This window comes from Mycobacterium uberis (genome assembly GCF_003408705.1).
GTDB classification, from domain to species: Bacteria; Actinomycetota; Actinomycetes; order Mycobacteriales; family Mycobacteriaceae; genus Mycobacterium; species Mycobacterium uberis.
The window spans coordinates 52,850-76,801 of the sequence record NZ_QAYL01000001.1; the positions used below are offsets into that span (position 1 = coordinate 52,850).

Sequence of the window (23,952 nt, forward strand, 5' to 3'; positions counted from 1 at the left end):
AACCGGCTGAGCCGGCACCGAGCTCTTTGGCGACTTGCGGCAACGTCAGGACTAGTCCAGTAACGTTATCACTATGAGTGTGCGTTCCATCCCCGCTGTGCTGCGCGCGTGCGCACGTCTGCAACCTAATGACCCAGTCTTCACGTTTATGGATTATGAACAGGATTGGGATGGTGTTGCGATAACCTTGACATGGTCGCAGCTTTATCGAAGAACGCTGAGCGTGGCGCAAGAGCTGAACCGTTGCGGTTCAACGGGTGATCGAGTAGCGATTTCGGCTCCACAGGGACTCGACTACGTCGTCGCTTTTCTTGGCGCATTGCAAGCCGGGCGCATTGCTATTCCGCTATCGGTTCCACAGGGCGGTGTCACCGATGAACGCTTCGAGTCGGTGCTCAACGATTCATCACCTGTGGCCATCCTGACAACATCGTCCGTCGTGGACGACGTTGTGCAGCACGTTACACACCAGCCTAATGAACCCGCGCCATCAGTCATTGAAATTGATTTGCTAAACCTGGACTCGCCAAATGGCTCTGACTCGGGCAACAATGATGATTACCCATCTACCGCCTATCTGCAGTATACCTCCGGATCGACTCGCACCCCCGCGGGCGTGGTGATGTCGTATCAGAACCTTCGGACTAATTTCGAACAGCTGATGTCTAGCTATTTTGCGGACACCGACGGGGTCGCACCACTGGGTATTACACTCGTGTCGTGGTTGCCATTCTACCACGACATGGGTTTGGTGCTGGGAGTTTGCGCACCGATTTTAGGGGGATATCCGGCAATACTCACCGGCCCGGTGTCGTTCCTGCAACGCCCAGCCCGGTGGATGCACATGCTGGCAGCCGATTGCCCTGTCCTTTCGGCAGCACCGAACTTCGCCTTTGAACTGGCGGCAAAAAAGATATCAGATGACGACATGGCCGGGATTGATCTCGGCAACATACATACCATCCTCAATGGTAGCGAACGAGTACAGCCCGCGACGGTTAAGCGCTTTGCCAACCGTTTTGCTCAATTCAATCTGCAAGAAAAGGTGATTCGACCTTCGTATGGGCTCGCAGAAGCAACAGTGTACGTGGCGACCAGCAGACCGAGTCAGCCACCGGAACTCGTTGACTTCGATGCCGAGAGTTTGTCCGCTGGCCAGGCTAAACCCTGCGCAAGCAGCCGCAGTACATCGTTAATCAGCTATACTTTACCACAGTCACCGATCGTACGGATCGTCGACTCGGACACCGGCGTTGAATGTCCGGACAAAATCGTCGGCGAGATCTGGGTGCACGGAGACAACGTTGCTAACGGCTATTGGCAAAAACCTGACGAGAGTAAACGCACGTTCAACGGAAAAATCACTGACCCTTCGGAGGGCACACCCGAAGGCCCTTGGTTAAGGACAGGAGACTCGGGTTTCGTCACCGATGGAAAAATGTTCATCATTGGCCGGATCAAGGATCTGCTAATCGTGTACGGCCGCAACCATTCCCCGGACGACATTGAGGCGACGATCCAGGAAATCACCCAAGGACGCTGTGCGGCGATATCGGTTCCTGATCGCAGCACTGAAAAGCTAGTCGCCATCATTGAACTCAAACAGCAGGGTAATTCAGATCAGGATGCGCTAGCCCGGCTAGGCGCTATCAAACGTGAAGTGACCTCGGCCTTATCAAGTTCACACGGCCTAAGCATCGCAGATTTGGTCCTGGTAGCACCTGGCTCGATCCCGATCACCACAAGCGGCAAGATCAGACGTGCGGCGTGTGTCGAGCAGTATCGACAAGATCAGTTCGCCCGATTAGACGCTTAGCCACGGACGGGACCGTACTGTGCAGACGTTAGTACATCCACCCGAAAACCACGAGCGTGTCAACCGGCGATAATCATAGGTCACCCCGGCTTGTCAACCTCTTTGTCGTCGCCGCCTGGATTGCGGCAGCGGTAATTGCGAATTTAGTTCTCACACTGACACCGGTAAAACCCAGCGGTGCCAGCTCGGCGCTCCTACCACAAGATGCCGAGACAGTTGCCGCAACCAGCCGGATTGCGAAGGCTTTCCCGGGAACCAGCACTAACGCCATCGCATACCTGGTGGTGGACGGCACCAACACATTTGAACCGGAAGAACAATCGTACTATAACGACGCCGTCAGTGCCCTGCGCGCCGACACCCGCCACGTAGGATCAGTCCTGGATTGGTGGTCAGATCCCCTTACCGCCCCACTAGGAACCAGCCTCTACGGCCATTCCGCCATAGCCATTATGTGGCTGCGGGGCGAGGCAGGTACCCCCCAAGCTCGGGAATCCCTTGATGCTGTCCGATCGGTGGTGCGTCAGTTACCACCAAATGCGGAGCTTCGCACCCGCATTGTGGTTCCAGCAACCACAAACGCCATGCCGATGGAGATGGCCGCCTGGCAGGTCGCAACCATCGTAACTGGCGCGGCGTTACTCGCCGTCCTACTGCTGCTGCGCGCGCTACATTCGATCCGAGCCGCGGGGGTTGTGCTGCTGACCGCCGACTTGTCGCTCGCGGTAGCCTGGCCGTTAGCTGCAGTAGTGCGGGAACAAGCTGGGGGAACCGTTTCGGGATTTTCTTGGGCCTTGGCCACAGTCCTGACGATCGGGACTATCGCCGCTTCCACCCTGCTGGTGCTCACGATCAACGCAGGTGATTCAGCCGCACCCACCTATCGTGACCACCTACCCGCGTTAGCGATGCCCGGAGCGTGCGTCGCGTTACTCACCGGCCCGCTACTGTTCGCCCGGACACCGGCGCTGCACAGCGTCGGGATAGCCGCGTTGAGTGTCATTGTGGCACTGGCGGCTTCGTTGACGCTACTGCCTACCCTAACCAAGCTGACGAGGTTGAACGGGCAGGCATCAGCACCAGCCAGCGAAGTCGGACGCAGCGAGTGGCCGCGCATCAAGCTCAACTTTTCTCGTCGGGCCTGCGTCACCGCCGTGGTGTTGGCCATCTGCGCTCTACCCGTCATCGGGATGCGGTTAGGTCTGGCTGAGGACCATGCCGGTCAAAGTGGCACACAGGTCCTTCCAGGCAATCCCCTGCCCGACGTTCTGTTCATCAAATCCGCCCAGGACCTCAGAGATCCCGCAGCGCTCATCGCCATCAACCAAGTCAGTCACCGTCTAATGGAGATTCCTGGTGTGCGCAAGGTAGAGTCAGCTGCCTGGCCGGGCGGTGTGCCGTGGACCGATGCTTCGCTCAGCTCCGCCGCCGGAAGGCTCGCCGATCAACTAGGTCAGCAGGCCGGGTCGTTCGTGCCGGCAGTGACGGCGATCAAACAAATTAAGACCGTGATCGATCAGATGAGCGGAGCGATCGACCAAGTGGAAAACACCGTCAACGTAAGTCTGGCCGGGGCCCACCAAGTACAGGAGTACCTGAATCCGGTGCTATCCGCCGCACGGAACCTTAAAAACAAAACCGCTGAGCTTTCAGGATACCTGGACACGGTCCGCAACTGGGTGGTCAGCGTCACAAACTGCCCCAATGATGCACTGTGCTCGGCCATGCGCAAGGTCATTGAGCCCTATGACAAGATAGTAGCTGGCATGGACCAACTGTCCAAGGGTGCCGACCGTATATCTACGATATCGGATCAAACAATGAACTCCTTAAACCAGATTCCGCACCTCGTGACGCAAATGCGGTTGGCGCTGGAGCAAGTGCACGGCTTCGTACCCCGGCTGGAATCCACCATTCAGGAAATCATGCCGCAAATAGCGCAAGCATCAGCAATGCTGAAGAATCTCAGCGCCGATTTCGCCGACACTGGTGAGGGCGGCTTCCACTTATCCATGAAGGAACTGGCGAGTCCGTCGTACCAGCACGTACGGGAATCGATGTTCTCGTCAGACGGAACAGTGACCCGCCTATTCGTCTATTCCGACAGGAAACAACTGGACCTTGGCGCAGCAGCACGTGCGCAGCAAATCACAATCGCCGCCAGCAAAGCGATGAAATATGGAAGTCTTGTCGACAGCCAGATCACACTGGACGGAGCCGTGCAAGTAGCCGTGGCCACCCGTGCTGCCCTCACCCATGATATCGTGCTACTGGCCGTCGCGCTGGTCGCGGTAGTGGGTCTGATCAGCATGTGGAGCGGTGCCGCCGGCGGGCTTGCGGTTGGCTTAGGTGTACTGGCCGCCTACCTCGCCGCGCTGGGAATCTCGGTTGGACTGTGGCAACACGCATTGGATCGCGAGCTGCAAGCCTCAGTCCCGCTGGTGTCGTTCGCCATTCTCGCGTCGTGCGGGGTCCCATGTCTGGTTGCCGGTCTCAAAACTGCTTACGTCGCCACCGAGACAAAGGCCGTGGCGACCGTGTCTGTGCGACGCGCGGTTGCGCCGCTGACTGCACTCGGCATCATATTTGGATTTGGCACCGGACTAGCGGGACTGGTGCCGGTGTCGGAAGGCTCCTTCAGTGCACTCAGCCAGGTCGGTACGGTCTTCGTGCTCGGGCTGGGTGCGCTGACTACGGCGCAGCGAGCGTGGGGGCCTCTGACTATGCCAAAACAACCTCTTCCACATCGCCTACCGCCGCATTGGTAGTCAACCCGACCTAAGAAAGCTAGCTCATAATCCATATTGAGTTATACAGCGCCAATCAGCTTGGGGGCTGGTTCTTTCTTGCTGGCCCCATGACATACACATAGTTTCGGTCTGTTCGAGGTTCGAAGGGCGGGCCAGGTGCCGCTTACTCAGCAGAGGACCTGGACGGTGGCTGCCGGTCCTGGCCGATCCAACACCACGGGCTGGTGCCAGTTGACTCCTGCATCCTCCACACCACACTTACTTGATTCTTATGTGCTGGAATCTCTTGTATATGTGTATATGCTGGAAGGGTAGCCACGTACACAGGGCGTAGGTAAGTTTCTTATTGTTTGCTGTAGTCCTATAGTGTCAATTTTTGACATCCTGTCAGTTGACCCGCGTGGTGCACAGGCCACCCGTGTCGATGAAACTGACGCATATTGCGAACATCGCCAAAATGGCATTGCGATCGGGGACAGACCACAGTACCGTCACTGCGGCCACGTCAGTAGCCAATAATGACAAATCGCTGCAGGACTCTGAAACATCGAAACTCGCACCCCATTACAGGCCACCTCTTAGTCGACGTTCACCGGTTCATTCCATTTGGACTGTGTAAGCTGGATAGCTCCGGATCCGGGGTCGATGCTTGCCCGGACAAGGTGGTGCGAACCGTCCTGGGCAATCCACACAGTCGCCTGTTTCGAACTCTTGGCTTTAGGATCAAGTATTTTTACCGAGCTCGGAGGGATCATGCCGGTGAGTTTGATGGTCGGAATTCCGTCGATCACCTCGGTACCTTGCGACTGTAGGTTGGTCACACCCGACAGCAACTGGGTCATACCGGTATTGGGGTTGAGTACACGTGAAGTTGACAGCTCAGAAATAGAGCCTAGATTGCTCCAGTCGTCAAACAGCTTCACCGAGATGTTGTCGCCCTCTACCCGGAACGGGACACCCTCCTGGTCATTGTAGGTGCATATGCCCTTTACTGCGAGCGGATTGGCCCGGATGTCGACATCAGCGTTACTGATGCCGAGCAAGACGTCAACTTTTCCAGTCGTTCGGACTGCGACGTGCACGCTGGTCAAAGCCTTAGTCGTATCCAGCGACTGCCTGACCTCAGCGAGGAGAGCGGGGTCAGAGGCCACCGTTGGACTAGTCGAACTGCTCTGCTCCTGGGCATCAGGTTTCTTCGAAGAACATCCGGATAGCCATAGCGTAAGGCAAGTACTCAACGCCACCAGAACAGCGGACATCGCCGTGCGTTTCCGATCATTCATTATTCCACTACCTCGACCTGTTTGGTGGGCCCACAGCCCGAATGGTCTTATATACGAATCGTGCTGGGCCTGATTACCCTAGTCTTCACTCGCACCGTTCCTGTACTCGCCGCCAAGCTAGACATGGACCGACACTTCCTCGGTATCGAGTTCGGTGGTCTTCGACGAGCCCTCACCGAATTCCATTAGGCGGCTTCCCGGCAGTTGCCGAGCAACATAATCGGCAACTGCAGCGGGAGTGGGGTGATCGAAGATCACGGTCGGAGGCAGCATCAGCCCAGTCACCGACTTGAGCCGGTTGCGCAATTCGACAGCCGTCAGCGAGTCAAAACCGAGATCCTGGAACTCGGTGTTGGGGTCAATGTCCTCGGGAGAGGGCCGGCCCAGCACCACCGCTGCCTGCATGCACACGATCCCTACCAGCAGTTCGAGTTGCTCGTTCGCAGCCAATCCCTGTAGGCGCTGAGCCAGCGCCGACTTCGACTGGGTGGCGTCCCCAGCGTCTTCGATTTGGCGTCGCCGTGTACGGCGTACCAGCCCACTGAATAATGGCGGCAACGCGCCAGCCTGGGCTCGAGCATCTAGTGCGGCCCGGTCCAAAAGGGTGGCGACCATGAGAGGATGATCGATCGCTAGCGCGGCGTCAAACAATTCCAGCGCTTGGGCAGGGCTCATCGAAGCCAGTCCGCTGCGACTCATCCGAGCCAGATCGCGGCTGCTCAAATGAGCGCTCATGCCGCCGGGCTGCTCCCATAACCCCCACGCCAACGATACCCCGACTAACCCTGCGGCCCGTCGGTGAGCAGCCAATCCGTCGAGGAACGCGTTTGCCGCGGAGTAGTTGCCCTGCCCCGGCGAGCCCACCGTGGCCGCGATCGAGGAACACAGCGCAAACATCGACAAGTCCAGATCGCGAGTGGCCTCATGCAGGTTCCACGCCGCGTCTACCTTGGCCCGTAACACGGTATCGACGCGATCCGGTGTCAGCGAAGTAATCAGCCCATCATCAAGCACGCCGGCGGCATGAATCACACCGCGCACCGGCGGAAACTCCAGCATCAGCTGGGCGAACAACCGCTGCACAGCATCGCGATCGGCCACGTCGCAGACCACCACCTGCACCTTGGCGCCGGTTTCACCCAATTCGGCAGCCAACTCAGCCGCTCCCTCGGCGCGATCGCCCCGTCGACTGGCCAACACCAGATTGCGTACCCCATAGGCGCTAACCAGGTGGCGGGCCAGTATCCCACCGACCGCCCCGGTGGCGCCGGTGATCAGAATCGTGCCATCGGCCAGCACCGAGGGCATGGTCAAGACAACCTTGCCGATGTGGCGGGCCTGGCTCATAAACCGGAAGGCCGCCGGCGCGCAGCGCACATCCCAAGTAGTGACTGGCAGCCGATGCAGCACCTGGGTGTCGAAGAGTTCATGCACCTCGCACAGCATCTCCTGCATGCGCACTGGGCCGGCCTCAGACAGATCGAACGCCCGATACTGCACACCGGGATAGTTGGCGGCGATCTCCTGCGCATCGCGGATATCGGTCTTGCCCATCTCAAGAAAACGCCCACCGCGGACTAGCAAGCGCAGCGAAGCATCCACAAAATCACCGGCTAGCGAGTCGAGTACTACATCAACCCCGCGCCCCTCAGTGACTGCTAAGAACTTCTGCTCGAACTCCAAAGTCCGGGAATCACCGATATGGTCGTCGTCAAAACCCATGGCGCGCAACGTGTCCCACTTACCGCGACTAGCGGTGACGAAAATTTCCACACCCCAGTGGCGAGCAAGCTGGACTGCCGCCATGCCCACACCACCGGTCCCGGCATGGATAAGCACCGATTCCCCGGCCCGGATCCCGGCCAAATCCGCCAATCCGAACAAGGCCGTCAAGAACACCACCGGCACGGCGGCGGCCTCAGCCAACGACCAACCCTGCGGCATCCGAGTAATTAGTTGCTGGTGTACAACCGCCAGCGGACCCGCCCCACCGAGAAATCCCATCACCGCGTCACCAACCGCCACACCGGTTACCTCGGGACCGATCTCGATCACCACCCCAGCACCTTCTGCACCCAATGGCGGGGCTTGGCCGGGATACATTCCCAGAGCGGTCACTACGTCGCGGAAGTTGACCCCAACCGCAGCCACCTTCACCCTCACCTGCCCCGCCTGCAGCGGTGTTTGCACTTCTGGACAGGGCTGGATAACCAGATCTTCCAACGTCCCGCCTCCACCGGCGGCTAAACGCCACGCCGACTCCCCAACCGGCAGCGCCAGAAGCGACGGAGCCGGGGACAGCCGAGCGGCATGCACGGTGCTGCCTCGCACCAACAGTTGAGATTCCCCAACGTCAGCTAGCACAGCCACGTCCACCGGTGTGTCGGTGTCGATCAACACGATCCTGCCGGGATTTTCGCCCTGCGCCGACCGCACCATGCCCCATATCGCAGCAGCGGCTAGATCGCTGACATCCTCACCGACCAACCCCACGGCACCATGGGTCAACACCACCAGCGTGCCCTCTCGATCCTGGCCAAACCAGGACTGCAGCACCTCAAGGGCGGCGTGGGTGGCCGCGTATACCGCAGATACTGAGTCCACGGGTGCTTGGGCATCGACAGACCCGAATTCCCACACCACGACGCCCGCGTCATTGTCGCTGCCGTCGCAATAGTCAGCCCAAGAAACCGCGGAAGGCTGGCTAGAACCGTCAGCGTCGCTGTTGCGCACCGGTATAGGCGACCACACTAAATCCAACGGTACTTGTTCGGGCGCACTGCCAGCTGCAGTCACGGCAGCATGCAGCTGTTCGATGGTCATCGCACGAGTGACCAAGGAACGCACAGTCAACACCGGCAATCCCGCGGAGTCTGCGACATCCACGGCAATCGCGTCCGCGCCTACCGAGGTGAAGCGCGCCCGGACCCGCCCTGCACCACCGGCATGTAACGACACTCCGCGCCAGCAAAATGGCAGTTTCGTCTCGGTGGTCTCAATCACTAGTCCCAGGGCATGCAGCACCGCATCCAGCACCGCCGGGTGCATCCCCATCCCGTCAACAGTCACACCGGCGGGAGCGGCCACCTCGACGAACAGCTCTGACTCGCGCCGCCATATCGCCACCAATCCTTGAAACGCCGGGCCATAGGCATAACCACGCTCGGCTAACTGCGAATAAGCGTCCGAGATATCGACACTCTCGACACCCTCCGGCGGCCACACTGACAAATCCGCGGGGGCCGCAGCAGCATCTGCCCCAAGCATACCCTCGGCATTCAACAACCAACCCCCGTCGGCTTGATCACCCCGGGAATACACCGACACTGCCCGGTGTCCCGACTCATCAATGTCCGCCACGATCACCTGCACCCGCACCCCCGCACCCGGATGCAACACCAGCGGTGCCGCCAGCACCAACTCTTCGATGACCGCACAACCGACCTCATCACCGGCACGAATCACCAACTCCACAAAACCCGCTCCAGGGAATAGCACGACCCCGCCAATCACGTGATCGGCCAACCACGGCTGATCCACCAGCGACAACCTGCCGGTCAGCACCACCCCGCCAGAATCAGGCCGCTCCACCACCGCACCCAACAACGCATGTTCAGTCGCACCCAGGCCCAAACCGACCGTATTGGCAGGCCCATCGGCGCCCGGAGTTTCCCAAAACCGCCGTCGCTGAAACGCATAGGTAGGCAACGTCACCCGTCGCCTACTCGAGCCGGCAAACAACGCAGCCCAATCCACCGGCACACCTGTTGTGAATAACTGACCGGCAGCACCGAGAACCGAAGCGAGTTCGGGCCGGTCTTTACCCAGCATCGACACCACCACCGCCTCAGCCGGAGCCAAGGACTGCTCAATAGAGCCAGTCAAACCACTGCCGGGGCCGGCCTCAATGAAGTGCGTCGCCCCCAGGTTCTGCAAATGACGCGCACTGTCGGCAAAACGGACCGCCCGGCTTACGTGCTCTACCCAGTATTGCGGCAAACCGAAATCAGGACCGGCCAACTCACCTGTCACGTTTGACACCAGCCCAATCTGGGGCTCGCACACCTCAACCTGAGCCGCGACGCACGCGAACTCCTCCAGCATCGGCTCCATCAACGACGAATGAAACGCATGCGAGACTGCCAGCTGATGTACCCGCCGGCCCTGCACGGCGAACTTATCCGCAATAACGCTCACCGCGGTCTGCGCACCAGAAATCACCACTGATTCGGGCGCGTTGATTGCAGCGATCCCGACACCCTCACCTAGTAGCGGCATCACCTCGTCTTCCGAGGCAGCCACCGCCCACATCGCGCCGCCTGCCGGCAACGCCTGCATCAACCTTCCTCGCGCCACCACCAGCATTGCCGCGTCGGCAAGCGTCAATACCCCAGCCGCGTAAGTCGCCGACAACTCCCCAACAGAGTGTCCCATCACAAAATCCGGACGCACACCCCAGTGCTGCAACACCGCGAATGACGCCACCTCGACCGCGAACAACGCCGGCTGAGCAAACTCAGTACTGTCAAGCAACCCCACGTCAGCACCCCAGACGACATCACGCAACGGCAACCGCAGATGCTGATCCAACTCACCGGTCACCGTATCGAACGCCTCAGCAAACACTGGCAACTTGCTGTATAACTCGCGCCCCATCCCGATACGCTGCGCACCTTGCCCGGGAAATACGACCACCGTCTTACCCACCGACGCTGCTTGACCAATAGTCAGGCCAGCGCCCGGCTCGCCCGCTGCAAGCCCAGCTAACCCCGCTATTAGTTGCTCACGGCTATCGCCAATAACCACCGCTCGATGCTCAAACACCGATCGACTCGCCAACGCACATCCCACATCGACCGGATCCAACTCCGGATCAGCTTGTACATAGGACGTCAATCGACTAGCCTGCGCCATCAACGCCTCAGCCGATCTACCCGAAACCACCCAGGGCACCACCGACAACCGCGGCTGGTCCCCGGTGATGTCGCTTACCTCAGCCGGAGCCGGGGCCTCTTCTAAGATAACATGCGCGTTGGTACCACTGATCCCAAATGAAGACACCCCCGCCCGGCGCGGACGCCCTTGCACCGGCCAATCCCGAGCCTCGGTCAACACCGACACCGCACCGGTAGTCCAATCCACCCGCGGGGACGGTTCATCCACATGCAGCGTCGCCGGCATCACCTGGTGACGCATCGCTTGCACCATCTTAATTACCCCGGCCACCCCCGCAGCGGCCTGGGTGTGACCCATGTTCGACTTGATCGAGCCCACCCACAACGGCTGGTCGGCCGGACGCTCCTGCCCATAGGTGGCCAGCAATGCCTGCGCTTCAATAGGATCACCCAACGTGGTGGCGGTCCCGTGTGCCTCGACCACATCCACGTCAGCCGAGGAAAGCCCTGCGCTGGTTAACGCGGCCTGGATTACCCGCTGCTGGGCAAGCCCGTTGGGTGCGGTCAACCCATTGGACGCCCCATCCTGGTTGACCGCGCTGCCACGCACCACCGCCAACACCGTATGGCCCAATCGTTTTGCGTCCGAAAGCCGTTCGAGCACGACCACCCCGGCACCCTCACCCCAGCCGGTCCCGTCGGCCGCTCCCGCAAACGCTTTACAACGCCCATCAGCGGCCAACCCCCGCTGCCGACTGAAACCCACGAAAATTGACGGCAACCCCATCACCGTCACCCCACCGGCCAACGCCAAATGGCACTCGCCTGAACGCAACGACGACATCGCCCAATGGATCGCTACCAATGACGACGAACACGCCGTATCCACCGATACCGCCGGGCCCTCCAGCCCCAACACATACGACACACGCCCCGAGGCCACACTCACTGCGGTACCGGTCAACCCGTAACCCTGCAGACCCCCGGTGTCCTTGCTGCCGTAACTCGGCGCGAAAATCCCAGTAAACACCCCAGTCGCGGACCCGCGTAACGACAACGGGTCAATCCCCGCGTGCTCCAACGCCTCCCAGGAAACCTCCAGTATCAACCGTTGCTGAGGATCCATCGCCAACACCTCGCTGGGGGCGATACCAAAGAACCCGGCGTCAAAGCCGGCCGCATCATCTAGAAATGCGCCCCACCGCGTGTAAGTCTTGCCCTCCGCATCTGGATCTGGATCGAACAGCCCATCGACGTCCCAACCTCGGTCCGTCGGAAACTCCGACACGACATCACGAGCCTCCGAAACGACATCCCACAGCCTGTCTGGGCTATCCACGCCGCCTGGGAACCTACACCCGATCCCAACAACCGCCACCGGTTCAGTTGCACGGTATTCATATTCCCGTAACCGGGCGCGTGTTTCATCAAGTTCGACAGCAACCTTTTTGAGATAGCGGACGAGCTTTTCGCTCTGCTGGTCGGCGCCTTCAACGCTCGCAGTCATGGTCAATTACCACTCCTCATCATTACTCGCAAAACTCAGAATCGATTAGCTGGAAAATCTCGTCGGGAGTCGAGGCAGCCTGGATCCGTTGGCTCAAGCCAGCTTCACCGGCAGCGATGGTCCCCAGCAGGACACGTAAACGGTCTGCCACGCGCTGCTTCTCGCTGTCCGTAATCGCCGCCACCATTTCTTCGACCTTCTTCAGCTCCTCATCGATCGGTGAGAAGCCTTTCGCGCCAGCATTCGCGGTAACGGGCGTCCCCGGCTGTCTCTGTCCGCCCGACAGTTCAGCCTCCAAATATCGGGATAACCCCGATATCGAGCCGTAATCCCACCCGACCGTTTCAGGCAACCGCAGACCAGTAACTGCCGCCAATCGATTGCACAATGTGACTGTCATTTGTGAGTCGAAACCCAGCTCCGAAAAGGCAAGATCCCGATTTATCAATCCGGGATCCGATTCACCCAACATCCTAGCGGCCTCCGCACAGACAGCCTCGACTACCAGCCGTTCACGTTCTTGCTGCAACGCGTACAACCGCTGCTTGAACGTTGCTGCGCCGGCATTTCCCACAGCAACCTGCGTGTTCGACACCGGCCGACTTTTAAGCTGTGCGTTCGCGTCAGATCGAGGCTCGGTCAACGAAAGTTCCCAAATCGGTTTCGTTGGACTCTCCTTGCGAAGCGCATTACGTAACAACTTACCGTTCGCAGTTCTTGGGAGCCGTTCAACAATAGCAAATCTATGTGGCACCTTGAATGCAGACAGTTGGGAAAGCAATCGCCGATGGACGTCTCGCACATCTGATTCATCAATAAACGCGCCACTCGCTGGCACCAGAAACGCCTGCAGCGTGGACGCTCCGGTGGATTCCTTTACTCCAACAACTGCAGCCTCCGCCACGGCGTCAACCTCACTAATGAGCCGCTCAACCTCCCGCGGATTAACGTTGACGCCTCCGACAATTTCCATGTCATCTGCACGGCAACCGTACGTAACCCACCCGTCACCGTCGATACATACCCTATCCCGTGTGTTGAGCCAACCCTCATTTTCCAGGAGTGAATCAAAACTATTCCAATAGGTCTGTGCAACCGATGGTCCACGAACCCACAGATCCCCCTCCACTCCAAGACCAGCAGTTGCTCCATCCGGCGCCACAACACGAATCTCGTAGGGCGAAAGTACCCTTCCTAGAGTCCCCACACGCCATTCGTCAACGCTATTTGATACGAATGTCTGGCCAACCTCTGTAGATCCAATTCCGTCCAGAATAGGTATACCACCAAAGAATTCCATGAGCCGCTCAGCAAGCCTCAGTTCAAGGGCTTCTCCTGCTGATACCACACAGCGCAAGGAACGGAAGGAATCTGGAGAACATGTGTCGACAACTCTTGCAAAGAAACTCGGCACACCATAAAGTATCGATGGCTCGTACCGCGCACTCAGTGTGGCAGCAGATTCTGCATTGACCAGCACCGGACTGATGACAGCTGACCCACCTGTCGCGAGCGGAAACCAGACCGAATTACCTAGGCCGTACGCAAAATACATGCGTGCGCTACATAGCACGATATCTTGGGGAGTGAGTCGCAACGCTTGACGACACATCGCTTCGACGAACGTGAATGGATCAGCGTGCCGATGGATCGCCGCCTTCGGTGGACCCGTAGTACCGGATGTGTACATAGCGTACGCAATTGCATTACCACTCACCGGTTCGTAGTCGCTCGGCTCAACTTGGGTTGCATCGGACAACAGTTCAGCGGCTTCGACCACATTCGACGGCTGAAATCGATCGCGGAGCGGACCTGTTGTGATAACAAGCGCCGTTTTGGTGTCGCGCTCAGCAAACGCGTGGTCTTCGCAATGCAGTTCTGGATTAACCAGAAACGCCACGATCCCGCGAGCCAGGCACGCCAGCAATAGCTGGACTAGATCCGGCGAATCGGGGAGACACAGCAGGACGCGATCTCCTGCCGAAAGGTCACGGTTTCTCAGTACTTCTCCAAGACGTATCGCACCGTCATGGATTTGGCCGTGAGTCACGACCTCCGGCGCATAATAGGCAGGCTTGTCGTACCACCCCGCTTCTGCTGCCTGGTAAGCGAGCAGTGCTGCCAGATTCTCATGCCGCATTATTGGACGACCGTCCTAGCCCGCCATAAGTTGATATCCTTGTTAACTTGGCAATCGAACAAACATCTGCTTGGCGACGCTATACGCAAAGCGCTGTCAGTCCACAGACTCGAAGACTGCGACCTGACATTGTAAACACTAGAGACTTTTGAGGACTCGACTATGAAGGACAAAACGATCTCCACTCCTGGTGTCGATGTCGTTTGAATACCGGCAACGATCGGGCTCTTCACGGGGAGCATCTTGAAATACACTTCGAAGAAAATATTCGGTGGTAATAATGACCGGTCGACCTCCGGCAATGAGTCGATACCGGCGGCCGACAATTCTCTCTAGCGAATTTTTATATCCATTATCTACAAGCCAACATGGCAAATCTCCGATCCAGACCTTAGCATCCTCCTTATAGGTCTCGATGCAGCTCGCCGCCATAACCTCACCAATAGGACGGTGCGTCTTTGTCAAAGACTCCGTAATGGCAGGAGGCAATAAATCAACAGCAATCAACGATTCAGCAGCTACGAATACTATTCCTGATCTACGACCTTTAAGCAAGATATTACGCTGAAGTACCTGGCCAATTTCTGAATCATCTAATTCAGGTATTTTCGGTACCGTATCGAGAATTTTCTGGTTGATAATATCGACAACTATGCTTTCGTTAGCCATCACGCTAAGCACCCGCGTGAGGGTGCCGTTCGTTGCGACAAGGATCCGAAGATCACGATCGAACTTTCGGATTTCCTCCTTAGACAAAGCACTATTGGTCATATCTCATCCCGGGATAAAGTAGACAGCCCACATACGCGTACGGTCATACCGTAACCGTCCAGGCGGTTGAACTCGTGGTTTAGATAACGCTCAACGCAGGCTGCACGTCGAACCTTGCCGCTGGTGGTGACGGGAATTGAACCCGGCGCCACCATAACGACGTCCGCGACGCGTACCCGATGCAATTTGGATATCACGGAGGTGACCTCACGTTTGACCGTGCGGAGCTTGTCCATCACATCACCATCCGCATGACCCCACTTCATCAGCTCGATGATGGTTACCAACTTCTCAGTGCACTCATCCGGCACGACTATCGCCACGACCCGACCACCCGTAATTTCCTGGATCGTCGCCTCGATGTCATCCGGATAGTGATTTGTCCCATCCACGACCAGGAGATCCTTGATACGGCCTGTGATGAACAGTTCACCTTCAAAAATGACACCGAGATCTCCAGTCCGCAACCACGGACCGTCTGATGTGCCGGGCGAGGGATTGACAAGCTGACCACCGAACGTCCGCGCAGTGTTTTCGGAGTTACGCCAATAACCACTGGCGACGTTGTCCCCCTGCACCCAGATTTCCCCTACAGTCCCCTCCGGGACCTCAATCCTGGTATCGGGGTCAACGATCCGTAGTATCGATGCCCGCGGCGGGCCATAACTGACCAAGTTGGCGCCATCGCCGACAGCGCTGTTACTACGCTTCGCTTTACCAGCAGACAAGTGCCCGTAGTCGAAACAGACGCTTTTAGGTGGCCGTCCTGGCCCGGCCGTGGCCACGTACACCGTTGCCTCGGCAAGTCCATATGACGGTCGGATTGCTGTCTCGTTGAGGTTGAAGCGGGCAAACCAGTCGGTGAAACGCTGAAGCGTCGTGACATTTACACGTTCGGCACCTGTGGCGATCGCCCGCACGTGCCCGAGATCAAGTCCGGCCATATCGTCATCCGACGTTCTGCGCACCGCTAATTCAAAACCGAAATTCGGTGCACAGGAAATCTGTCCAAAATATTTGCCCAGTAATTGCATCCAGCGAGCCGGACGTTGCAAAAATGCCATCGGACTTAGCAACACTGCGGTGTCTTGATTGACCATCGGTAGAATGACGCCCAGGATCAACCCCATATCGTGGTAGAACGGCAGCCATGAAACAGCAGTTGACGGAACCTTCTCTACATCCCCCAAATAATCAGACATTAGCTGCACACAGTTGGTAATGACGTTTTTGTGCGAAACAATAACGCCAGCAGGGGTACGAGTAGACCCCGATGTGTACTGCAGATAGGCCGTGCTCGAACGCACATACCGACTCGCATCGCACTCTCGCGTAGAGTCCAGGTCCAGCGCGTCCACCGCCACAACGACCGGCACAGGACTCTGCGCAGAGCGCGCATGTGTCGCATATTTTGCGACCTCAGCGGCTGTCGCCGAGGTCGTAATAATGACGCTGGGCAAGGAATCCAGCAATGTTGCAGAAATTCGCTCGTCATGAATGCCGAATTGGGGCACTGGAAGAGGAACAGCAATGAGACCAGCCTGCAGCACCCCCATAAAAGCAACGATGTATTCGAGCCCCTGCGGGGCCAAGATCGCAACCCTATCGCCATCCGACGCGTAGATCCTGAGCTCGTCCGCCACAATCATCGAACGTCGATAGACCTGCCACCAAGTGAGAGTTTCGGTAAATCCCGCTGGATCCACGTCATAGTCGATGAACTTGTACGCAGCGCGATTGGGGAACTGGCTGGCTGCTTTCTGCAACAGATCAGTGAGCGTCACCTCGCTCATCGCGAATCGCATTACAGTCCCGTTGACCAGTTGTCCCGTTTGTTGCTTAGCCGTGCCCTGCGTAGGTTGCGTCGCCTCCTCACCCCCAACGCGAAATGATAAGTCCGTTTTCATGATGATCCTTCGGCTATTGACGGCAATAGAATTACGACTGTTTCGCTGCCGTGTCCTCGAATCCGAGTCGACGCATAGACGATTCGTATCTCGCCCGGGCCCACCACGCGAAATCGACAAGGCCCTAGGATATCAGGTTAAGGCTGCGCTTCTTGTCGAAAAAATTAAACTCTATATATCCTGTTGTCGAAAAAATTAAACTCTATATATCCTATATATCCTGCGCAGCGTCAGCGCTGACAGGACCTGTAGGTTTGCGCGATGCAGGACTTGGGTACAGCTTAGTCTATCCTAGCAATCTGGCTTTCAAGGTCAATCTGTTGATCGCACCAAAGACCAAGTGGCGTCTACACTGACACCCTTTCGCTCCGGTCTTGAGGCTTATTCTGGCGGAACACGCGTCACGAGACAAGTCATGGTGCCAAAATCGTGATTGGCAAGTCCACACGGTACTGTGTGTCCTGCACTCGCACGAATCGCAGCAAATCCGTTGCGGCAGGGGACAATGGGTCCTTGCCTGCCGTTAACCACTCGCCCAACAGAAGTGACCAAGCTCATAACCTCGTCAGGTCGGAGCAAACGCTTACCAACGCAAGTACTCATAGGCCAGTTACCCAATAGATTTGGTCTCCTGACCCTGACTAGACTGTAATTACGAACGTCGAAGTCTTATGCTATCCTTGAAAAGAAAAGGTTTCACATTTAGGCTCGGGAAAGCGAAACTGCTTGTCCTGGCTTCAATTGCTGCACCAACAACTAGATTGGATCGCCAGCGTTTTCTGATAGTGACGTAAGTCACGACTTCTTGAGTCTGCGAGGTACTTTTAGATATCTGGCAGAAGTGCCTAAAACAATTTTACACAAGCTGAGGTTAACCAAACTGCCAGTTGCTAACGACCGGATATTTTAAGTCGTTATTGCACCATTTCACTACTTGATCGATGATTTCGTCGGAAGTCCTAATCAAAAGAAATTTTTACATAATCACGGCTGGGATTTCAGCCGCATACGATCAAACCGTTTCCTCATCTATGATCTCTGGTTTGTGGAATGATGTCCTGAACGCCCGCGAAATCGGCTTCTAATTGTATGCTCAACACTATGATATTCCTGGGCTTCCCAGATACTCCGAGCGCATTTATTTTTACGAGGACAGAATCCAATCCATGTCATCGCGAGTCCGACCTGTTAGTATGCCACACACTGCCGCAGGGGTAATCTATGATTGGGTCATGGTTTAGCGTCGGACACCGACGGTACACACGGCTTCGAATGTACGGCTGTATTCGGTTAAGACGAATCAAAACAATCGGAATCTAAGCATCGTACCCGTAGCATCGCGTGGCCCGCAGTATCCACGGACTGTGTGCCACGTCCCAGATTTAGTGCTATTTTCCTGGTATAGCGGTAAGGTCACACAAGGCATTATGCAGGGGAAAGAATGGGGATTCGCGCGAAACCAACTCCCCGCTTGAATCCCACAATGCGCGAGTGATAACCGACACTTCTTCAAACCGCGCAACCGAGTTTGCGTATTTTACGCCGTAAGGCTCGTTGACTTCACACTCCCCCACGCTGATACCAAGCATGGCTTTGTCTTGGGTAAGTAAATGCAGAGTCGCGGTGGTTTGAGCTTTTCTCATTGCCCTCATTGTGCGCCGCCGACCTAGATGTTATGCCGGTGACACTACCACAGTTGCAGCTGTCTCCTACGCTCGGACATCCCGGCAACACGTGCCATAGGCAAGCGACCCAGAGTTTTTTGCCATATGCCATTGCCCATGGCCTTTACTACGAACCCGTAGTTTTCTCATCCGCGCAGGCAGTACCTTAGACATACAAGTAGGGTTTGGAGGTTCTGGTATCCGTTCATTACGCGTGAGCTCAGTACCGGACGAAATTGGCTTCATCAACTGGACCGATTATAACCCTTATACAAGGGTTTGCTATTGCGAGGGAACTTACAAACCGAACTGGACTCACATCAACCTGTACCACCATATGGCAACCCAGGCCGATGTGAGCGGCGAGCGAGTACTATGCGGTTCGTTTTGCGACCACAGCGGGAACAACAGCATATCTCACCCGCACCCTACATCTGACCTCCTTAAGTGACATCAGCTGTCTGTTTTGGACTTCACGCGAGGGCGATGCCGAAAACTTGCCCTTTGACGTGGTGCTCGATGTCGGAGCTTCGCACTGCTGCCCGAACTTTAGTTCTCGCATCGGGGTGGTTCGTGTGCTGCGGCCAGGGAGTATTCCCCTACGCTGACCTGCGCTCCGGCAATGCGGTCGCCGCATAGTATACCGATTTTGCTGCTTCTCCGCTGTAGCAACTGTCACAGAGAAAAATCAATGCCGAAGTACTGCGCAGCATTGCGAGCAATTCACAAAAGTCGCAAGACCTGGTCGATCGCCATCTGCCAATTTTCCTGCTCTTAGTGAGCCTCGAATTCATTGGCGTGCAAGGCACGCAGCTGGCCCCCTAATCTTGGAGTAGTGAGGCCCCTACTTATCGTGATGTATTACTTTAACTAAGGACTGAAGCTGCATCAGTGTCTCGCGCTCAGGTAGTGTCGCTTGCATGAGCCCAGCTGAGCGCGAGTTCGATATAGTCTTGTACGGTGCCACCGGCTTCTCTGGCAAGTTGACCGCCGAACATCTCGCACGTAGTGGATCTACAGCACGGATCTCGCTGGCCGGCCGGTCAAGCGAGCGTTTGCGTACCGTACAGATGATGTTGGGCCCGACCGCACAGGACTGGCCACTCATTGTCGCCGACACGTCACAACCATCGACACTCGAAGCGTTAGCCGCCCGAACTCGGGTGGTGCTGACGACTGTTGGGCCTTATACGCGCTACGGCCTGCCGCTGGTGGCGGCTTGCGCGAAGGCTGGAACGGACTATGCTGACTTGACCGGCGAGCTGATGTTCTGCCGAAACAGCATCGATTTGCACCACAAACAAGCCGCCGACACTGGTGCCCGAATAATCCTCGCGTGCGGATTTAATTCGGTCCCTTCCGATCTGAACGTCTACCAGCTGTACCGCCGAGCGATCGACGACAGCGCCGGTGAACTCTGCGACACTGATCTTGTGCTTCGTTCGTTCTCTCAGCGCTGGGTCTCCGGTGGCTCGGTTGCCACATTTGCAGAGGCAATGCGGACTACATCTAGCGATCCCGAGGCTCTTCGGTTCGTCACTGACCCATACACACTGACCACAGACCGAGACGCTGAACCTGAACTCGGTCCGCAGCCGGATTTTTCTCGGCGTCGAGGAAGCGATTTGGCACCTGAACTTGCCGGCTTCTGGACCGGAGGATTTGCGCAGAGCCCATTTAACACTCGAATTGTCCGGCGTAGCAACGCATTACAAGACTGGGCCTACGGCCGGCAATTCCGCTACTCGGAAACGATGAGTCTAGGGAAATCGTGGGCAGCACCGGTTGCTTCCGCGGCTGTCACCAGTGTCGTAGCTGGTGCCATCGGCTTAGGGAATAGGCACTTCAGCCGACTACCCCAACGGTTGGTGGAGCACGTCACCCCCAAACCAGGTACCGGTCCAAGCCGGAAAACGCAGAAGCGGGGCCACTACGCATTCGAGACATACACCACGACAACGACCGGTGCGCGCTATATGGCGACTTTCGCGCATAACGTTGACGCGTATAAGTCTACGGCGATGCTATTCGCCGAAAGTGGTCTGGCCCTGGCGCTCGATCGTGATCGACTCTCTGAGCTGCGGGGCGTGCTCACTCCCGCCGCGGCGATGGGCGATGCGCTGCTGACACGGCTTCCCGAAGCAGGTGTAACCATTGGGACAACCCGACTGTGTTAACCGCAAACCCCCAGTCACCCCTAAGCCGCGCCGTTGAGCCGATTTCTTTTGCGCGACGCGACCGACAAAGCCTCCCTTCCCTTAGCGCTACAAGCATTACGGCGCCAAAGTCCCCCGGTTCTAATACCTACAGAACCCAACAATCATCGGCTTACCAAAGCTGCTGTATCTAATCCAGCGAACTTCCCCGAGCCAGTCCCCCAGAACACAAGAGCGCCGAGTTGACATGATGACAGTCAAGTATGGTCTGTGTGTGCAGCATCGTGGGGATTCGGTGGGATTCGGCGCTCCGAGCCGAGAAACTCGTCGAGGTACGCGGCCGGCTTGAGGTTAAGCAAATGCTCACGGTCAGCGGCAAGATCTGCGTAACTGAGTGCCGCGATCTGCTCAACCGAGTAGGACAATGGCTGTTCCGGCGATCCCTTTCGTATGATTCCAACGCCAAAATCACAGTCCAGCACAGCAATTCGTAGATCGGTCCGGGTGCTGCGCAGGTGCACGATCGCCTTCCAAACATCGCCGCACCACAGGCCTTCCCACCAATGGTTTTGCGCACGAAAGTCAGCGTAAGATGTCGCCGGAAAGCCAGCCGATGCCAACTTAGGGTTGCAGTCATGCAGCACAATGACGCCGTCGTCGCGCAAATAGCGCAGAGTATTCTCGACATCACGCACGACCTGTTCATAGACATGCAGCCCATCAATCAGAGCGACATCGATAGCGTGCCGCTCCAGCAACGCTGTCTCGTTCGCGAAAAAGGCATCGCTAGTCGTCTCAAAGTAGTGGGTAGCACGCGCCTGCGCGGCAGCCAACCTACGAGAGCGCGCCGAGAGCTTGAAAGCCGGGTCGACAGCCACTTTCTCATCGGCAGCAATATGCCGAAACGCGAATCCATGCGAAACACCGACCTCAAGATAAAAAGGCGCCGTCCGCCCCTCAAGCGCCCGTCGCACGACCCTGATCCGGTTCATGCGACGATTAAGGTGGAACTGCACGTTGTTCCAACTTTCTTCGATAATGCGCCAGATGAACGCATTCGCAATTTCGGTTACTCCCATAGCAGGTTCCTTTCGCCGAGACGAACAACCCTAGCCCGCACACAACATCGAACTAATGTTTGAACAATACAAACAATACATATGAGCTAAGCGGCTTCGGCTGAGTAAATGTTGCAGTGCAGTTGCGAGTCATTCACCGTATGCTCTTCATGTTTTTCGGTCCTGCTAAGGCGCGGGCACGCTCCCGACGCCGGTACCAACGAACTACCATGTCAATCGGGTAGCGCAGATCATCCGTTAATATTCCATAAAAGCTGATCGCCAAGTCAATCGAATATTTCCGAATACTAATGACGCGTGAAGTTAATATGCGGTTTAAAATCGGCGATCCAGATAGGAAGAAGTGTGTAACTGTAGTCACTACGAAACGACACCGGAAGGCCTTCCGATATTTTCGTGCAACGTCTTTGCGGTATCTATAGAAACTAGCACCGGTTGTACCGACACCCTTATGACGTAGATGAAAATCAATCACCCAAGCGCTGCGTCCAAGAAAATCTGCTATAATACACAAATCAGCACCGTAGAAGTGGAAACCAGAAAGATCATGCGACATCGCCAGATTGGCTTCGCGTCGCACGAGAATGAAGTTCTCGTCAAGAGCTGTGACAGCCGCCGGGAAGGAGCCAATGGATTGGTTCACTCCAAATCGATCAGAAATTCTGACGGCCAGACGATTAAATGAAACCCCACCTGCATTGCCGCACAATCCCCATTTTGGATCGTGCGCTGTGAGTTCATCAAGCCGCTGTTCAAGTTCAGCTCGCCCGTCGTCGACAAGTAGGATATCTTGATGGCACAGAATAATGAAGTCGCCTCGCGCTTCGGAAAGAAACAGATTGTAGCCACAGAAGGCATCGAATCGATTTGATTCACTATTATCAAGACAAAGATATTCACAGTCAGCAGGAGTAAAGCCGTGACTGACAAAAGAATCTATCATCTCTGCATATTCAGTGGGGCGGGTGACCAGCGTACAGATCGAAAATCGCGGCCGTGCCCCAGTAGCAGAAACAGCAAGGGATACCACAAAATCGGGTATAGATGCCTGCTCAGTCACTATGGTAAATACCCTAGAACGTGGTTAGGAACAGACTTAGAACCATGGTGCACCAAGAGCCCAACCTGCATGTTAGTCCGCGTGAACAACGAAACTCCCGCATGGTCCATTTGATCATAACTTTTGGAATACGTCATCGACCGTTCACCACAGATGAGGCGCCGATAGCCCACCATAAGCCACTTCAAAATGAATCACTAGTTGCGGATTAAAAATCCATTGGTCGCAAATGTAAAGCCGAATTTGCGTTCCCTCGCCTCATCGTGTTTATAGTCACCTAGGAATTCACGCTCGTACGCCTCAATGGCTTCATACGGACCGGGCCCAAACAGAGGAAGGACAGGATGTCCGTTGACGTTGGCGTCTTCCACTACCACATAATCACCACTAGACAGTAAAGGACGTAGCAATTTCATCTCCTCCAGTACATGGTGCATTGAGTGGTCACTGTCCAAGATGGCGAAGATCTTGCCAGGGTATTCCTCTTTGAGACTTTGAATCTGCTTGGCAATAGCCGGGGCTGTGGATGACGATTCAATGAACAAGACATCCGGCTCACGTCGTGCTGCTGGATCTAGCATCTTATGAGAGACGTCCACGGAAAGCACCTTGAATGGTTGACCGATTTGCCTCATAATATTGGCGAAAAACACTGCTGAACCACCGTAGCGAGTGCCGAACTCGATCACCAGTGATGGCTTCAAGTCAGCTAAAATTTCCTGATAATTCCACATATCACTGACTGACTTCCAGCATTTGATCCCCGCCCAAGTGGTCGTAGTCCACACGGCGTTGTCGTAGTACCATTTGTGGTACTCCTCCGCAACCGCATCGGTTGGTCGGTAAATTAAGGTGGGGAAAAAACTCAATGCTTGCCTGATCAAAGTGATCAGTCGACTTATTGAGCTCACCTCATCATCTCCT

Annotated in this window: 12 protein-coding genes and 1 pseudogene; 4 read left to right on the top strand and 9 right to left on the bottom strand. The window is 56.4% G+C overall.

Features of this window, described 5'->3' with window-relative positions:
- Window positions 1-73 precede the first annotated feature (73 nt).
- Window positions 74-1,816, top strand: coding sequence for a fatty-acid--AMP ligase FAAL28/FadD28 (gene fadD28, locus MUBE_RS00250; RefSeq protein WP_116539021.1), 1,743 nt, complete (start codon window positions 74-76; stop codon window positions 1,814-1,816).
- A 56-nt stretch (window positions 1,817-1,872) separates the two neighbouring features.
- Window positions 1,873-4,584 carry an MMPL family transporter gene (locus MUBE_RS00255; RefSeq protein WP_116539022.1) on the top strand — a complete coding sequence of 904 codons (2,712 nt, stop codon included), beginning with the start codon at window positions 1,873-1,875 and terminating at the stop codon, window positions 4,582-4,584.
- Between the two features lie 560 nt (window positions 4,585-5,144).
- On the opposite strand, the gene MUBE_RS00260 is transcribed toward MUBE_RS00255, so the two are convergent.
- From MUBE_RS00260 to MUBE_RS19605, 6 genes are all read right to left on the bottom strand, one after another.
- Window positions 5,145-5,849, bottom strand: a complete 705-nt coding sequence (locus tag MUBE_RS00260; RefSeq protein WP_116539023.1) for an LppX_LprAFG lipoprotein — start codon at window positions 5,847-5,849, stop codon at window positions 5,145-5,147.
- Between the two features lie 117 nt (window positions 5,850-5,966).
- Window positions 5,967-12,251 carry a type I polyketide synthase gene (locus tag MUBE_RS00265; RefSeq protein WP_116539024.1) on the bottom strand — a complete coding sequence of 2,095 codons (6,285 nt, stop codon included), beginning with the start codon at window positions 12,249-12,251 and terminating at the stop codon, window positions 5,967-5,969.
- 22 nt (window positions 12,252-12,273) lie between these two features.
- Window positions 12,274-14,391, bottom strand: coding sequence for a p-hydroxybenzoic acid--AMP ligase FadD22 (locus MUBE_RS00270; protein WP_116539025.1), 2,118 nt, complete (start codon window positions 14,389-14,391; stop codon window positions 12,274-12,276).
- Window positions 14,392-14,529: 138 nt separating this feature from the next.
- Window positions 14,530-15,162, bottom strand: a complete 633-nt coding sequence (locus tag MUBE_RS00275; protein ID WP_116539026.1) for a chorismate--pyruvate lyase family protein — start codon at window positions 15,160-15,162, stop codon at window positions 14,530-14,532.
- On the bottom strand, window positions 15,159-16,955 hold the full coding sequence (locus tag MUBE_RS00280; RefSeq protein ID WP_207801624.1) for an AMP-binding protein: 1,797 nt from the start codon (window positions 16,953-16,955) through the stop codon (window positions 15,159-15,161). The genes MUBE_RS00275 and MUBE_RS00280 overlap by 4 nt, the downstream gene beginning before the upstream one ends.
- Before the next feature lie 1,502 nt (window positions 16,956-18,457).
- Entirely contained in the window at window positions 18,458-18,721 is a 264-nt protein-coding gene (locus MUBE_RS19605; RefSeq protein ID WP_116539028.1) for an LLM class flavin-dependent oxidoreductase, read from the bottom strand.
- Between the two features lie 115 nt (window positions 18,722-18,836).
- Between MUBE_RS19605 and MUBE_RS16525 the strand changes: the two are divergent.
- Together MUBE_RS16525 and MUBE_RS00295 are read left to right on the top strand one after the other, a co-directional pair.
- Window positions 18,837-19,558: pseudogene (locus tag MUBE_RS16525) on the top strand (SAM-dependent methyltransferase).
- A 95-nt stretch (window positions 19,559-19,653) separates the two neighbouring features.
- Complete coding sequence (locus MUBE_RS00295) at window positions 19,654-20,910, top strand: saccharopine dehydrogenase family protein (protein ID WP_116539029.1); 1,257 nt, start codon at window positions 19,654-19,656, stop codon at window positions 20,908-20,910.
- A gap of 236 nt (window positions 20,911-21,146) precedes the next feature.
- Here MUBE_RS00295 and MUBE_RS00300 read toward each other — a convergent pair whose 3' ends face one another.
- The 3 genes from MUBE_RS00300 to MUBE_RS00315 all read right to left on the bottom strand — a co-directional run bounded on the left by MUBE_RS00300 (window position 21,147) and on the right by MUBE_RS00315 (window position 23,912).
- Entirely contained in the window at window positions 21,147-21,968 is an 822-nt protein-coding gene (locus MUBE_RS00300) for a class I SAM-dependent methyltransferase (protein ID WP_116539030.1), read from the bottom strand.
- Window positions 21,969-22,101: 133 nt separating this feature from the next.
- A complete protein-coding gene (locus MUBE_RS14975; RefSeq protein WP_133297003.1) occupies window positions 22,102-23,028 on the bottom strand; it encodes an acyl esterase in 927 nt (308 codons plus the stop codon).
- A 197-nt stretch (window positions 23,029-23,225) separates the two neighbouring features.
- Window positions 23,226-23,912, bottom strand: a complete 687-nt coding sequence (locus tag MUBE_RS00315; protein WP_424399000.1) for a rhamnosyl O-methyltransferase — start codon at window positions 23,910-23,912, stop codon at window positions 23,226-23,228.
- Window positions 23,913-23,952 lie beyond the last annotated feature (40 nt).

What these genes read in the sequence shown, in the direction of transcription:
- MUBE_RS00300 (WP_116539030.1), bottom strand. Translation starts at nt 21,968, where the DNA reads ATGGGAGTAACCGAAATTGCGAATGCGTTCATCTGGCGCATTATCGAA.
- MUBE_RS00275 (WP_116539026.1), bottom strand. Translation starts at nt 15,162, where the DNA reads ATGACCAATAGTGCTTTGTCTAAGGAGGAAATCCGAAAGTTCGATCGT.
- MUBE_RS00260 (WP_116539023.1), bottom strand. Translation starts at nt 5,849, where the DNA reads ATGAATGATCGGAAACGCACGGCGATGTCCGCTGTTCTGGTGGCGTTG.
- MUBE_RS00265 (WP_116539024.1), bottom strand. Translation starts at nt 12,251, where the DNA reads ATGACTGCGAGCGTTGAAGGCGCCGACCAGCAGAGCGAAAAGCTCGTC.
- MUBE_RS00295 (WP_116539029.1), top strand. Translation starts at nt 19,654, where the DNA reads ATGAGCCCAGCTGAGCGCGAGTTCGATATAGTCTTGTACGGTGCCACC.
- MUBE_RS00280 (WP_207801624.1), bottom strand. Translation starts at nt 16,955, where the DNA reads ATGAGCGAGGTGACGCTCACTGATCTGTTGCAGAAAGCAGCCAGCCAG.
- MUBE_RS19605 (WP_116539028.1), bottom strand. Translation starts at nt 18,721, where the DNA reads ATGAGGGCAATGAGAAAAGCTCAAACCACCGCGACTCTGCATTTACTT.
- fadD28 (WP_116539021.1), top strand. Translation starts at nt 74, where the DNA reads ATGAGTGTGCGTTCCATCCCCGCTGTGCTGCGCGCGTGCGCACGTCTG.
- MUBE_RS00270 (WP_116539025.1), bottom strand. Translation starts at nt 14,391, where the DNA reads ATGCGGCATGAGAATCTGGCAGCACTGCTCGCTTACCAGGCAGCAGAA.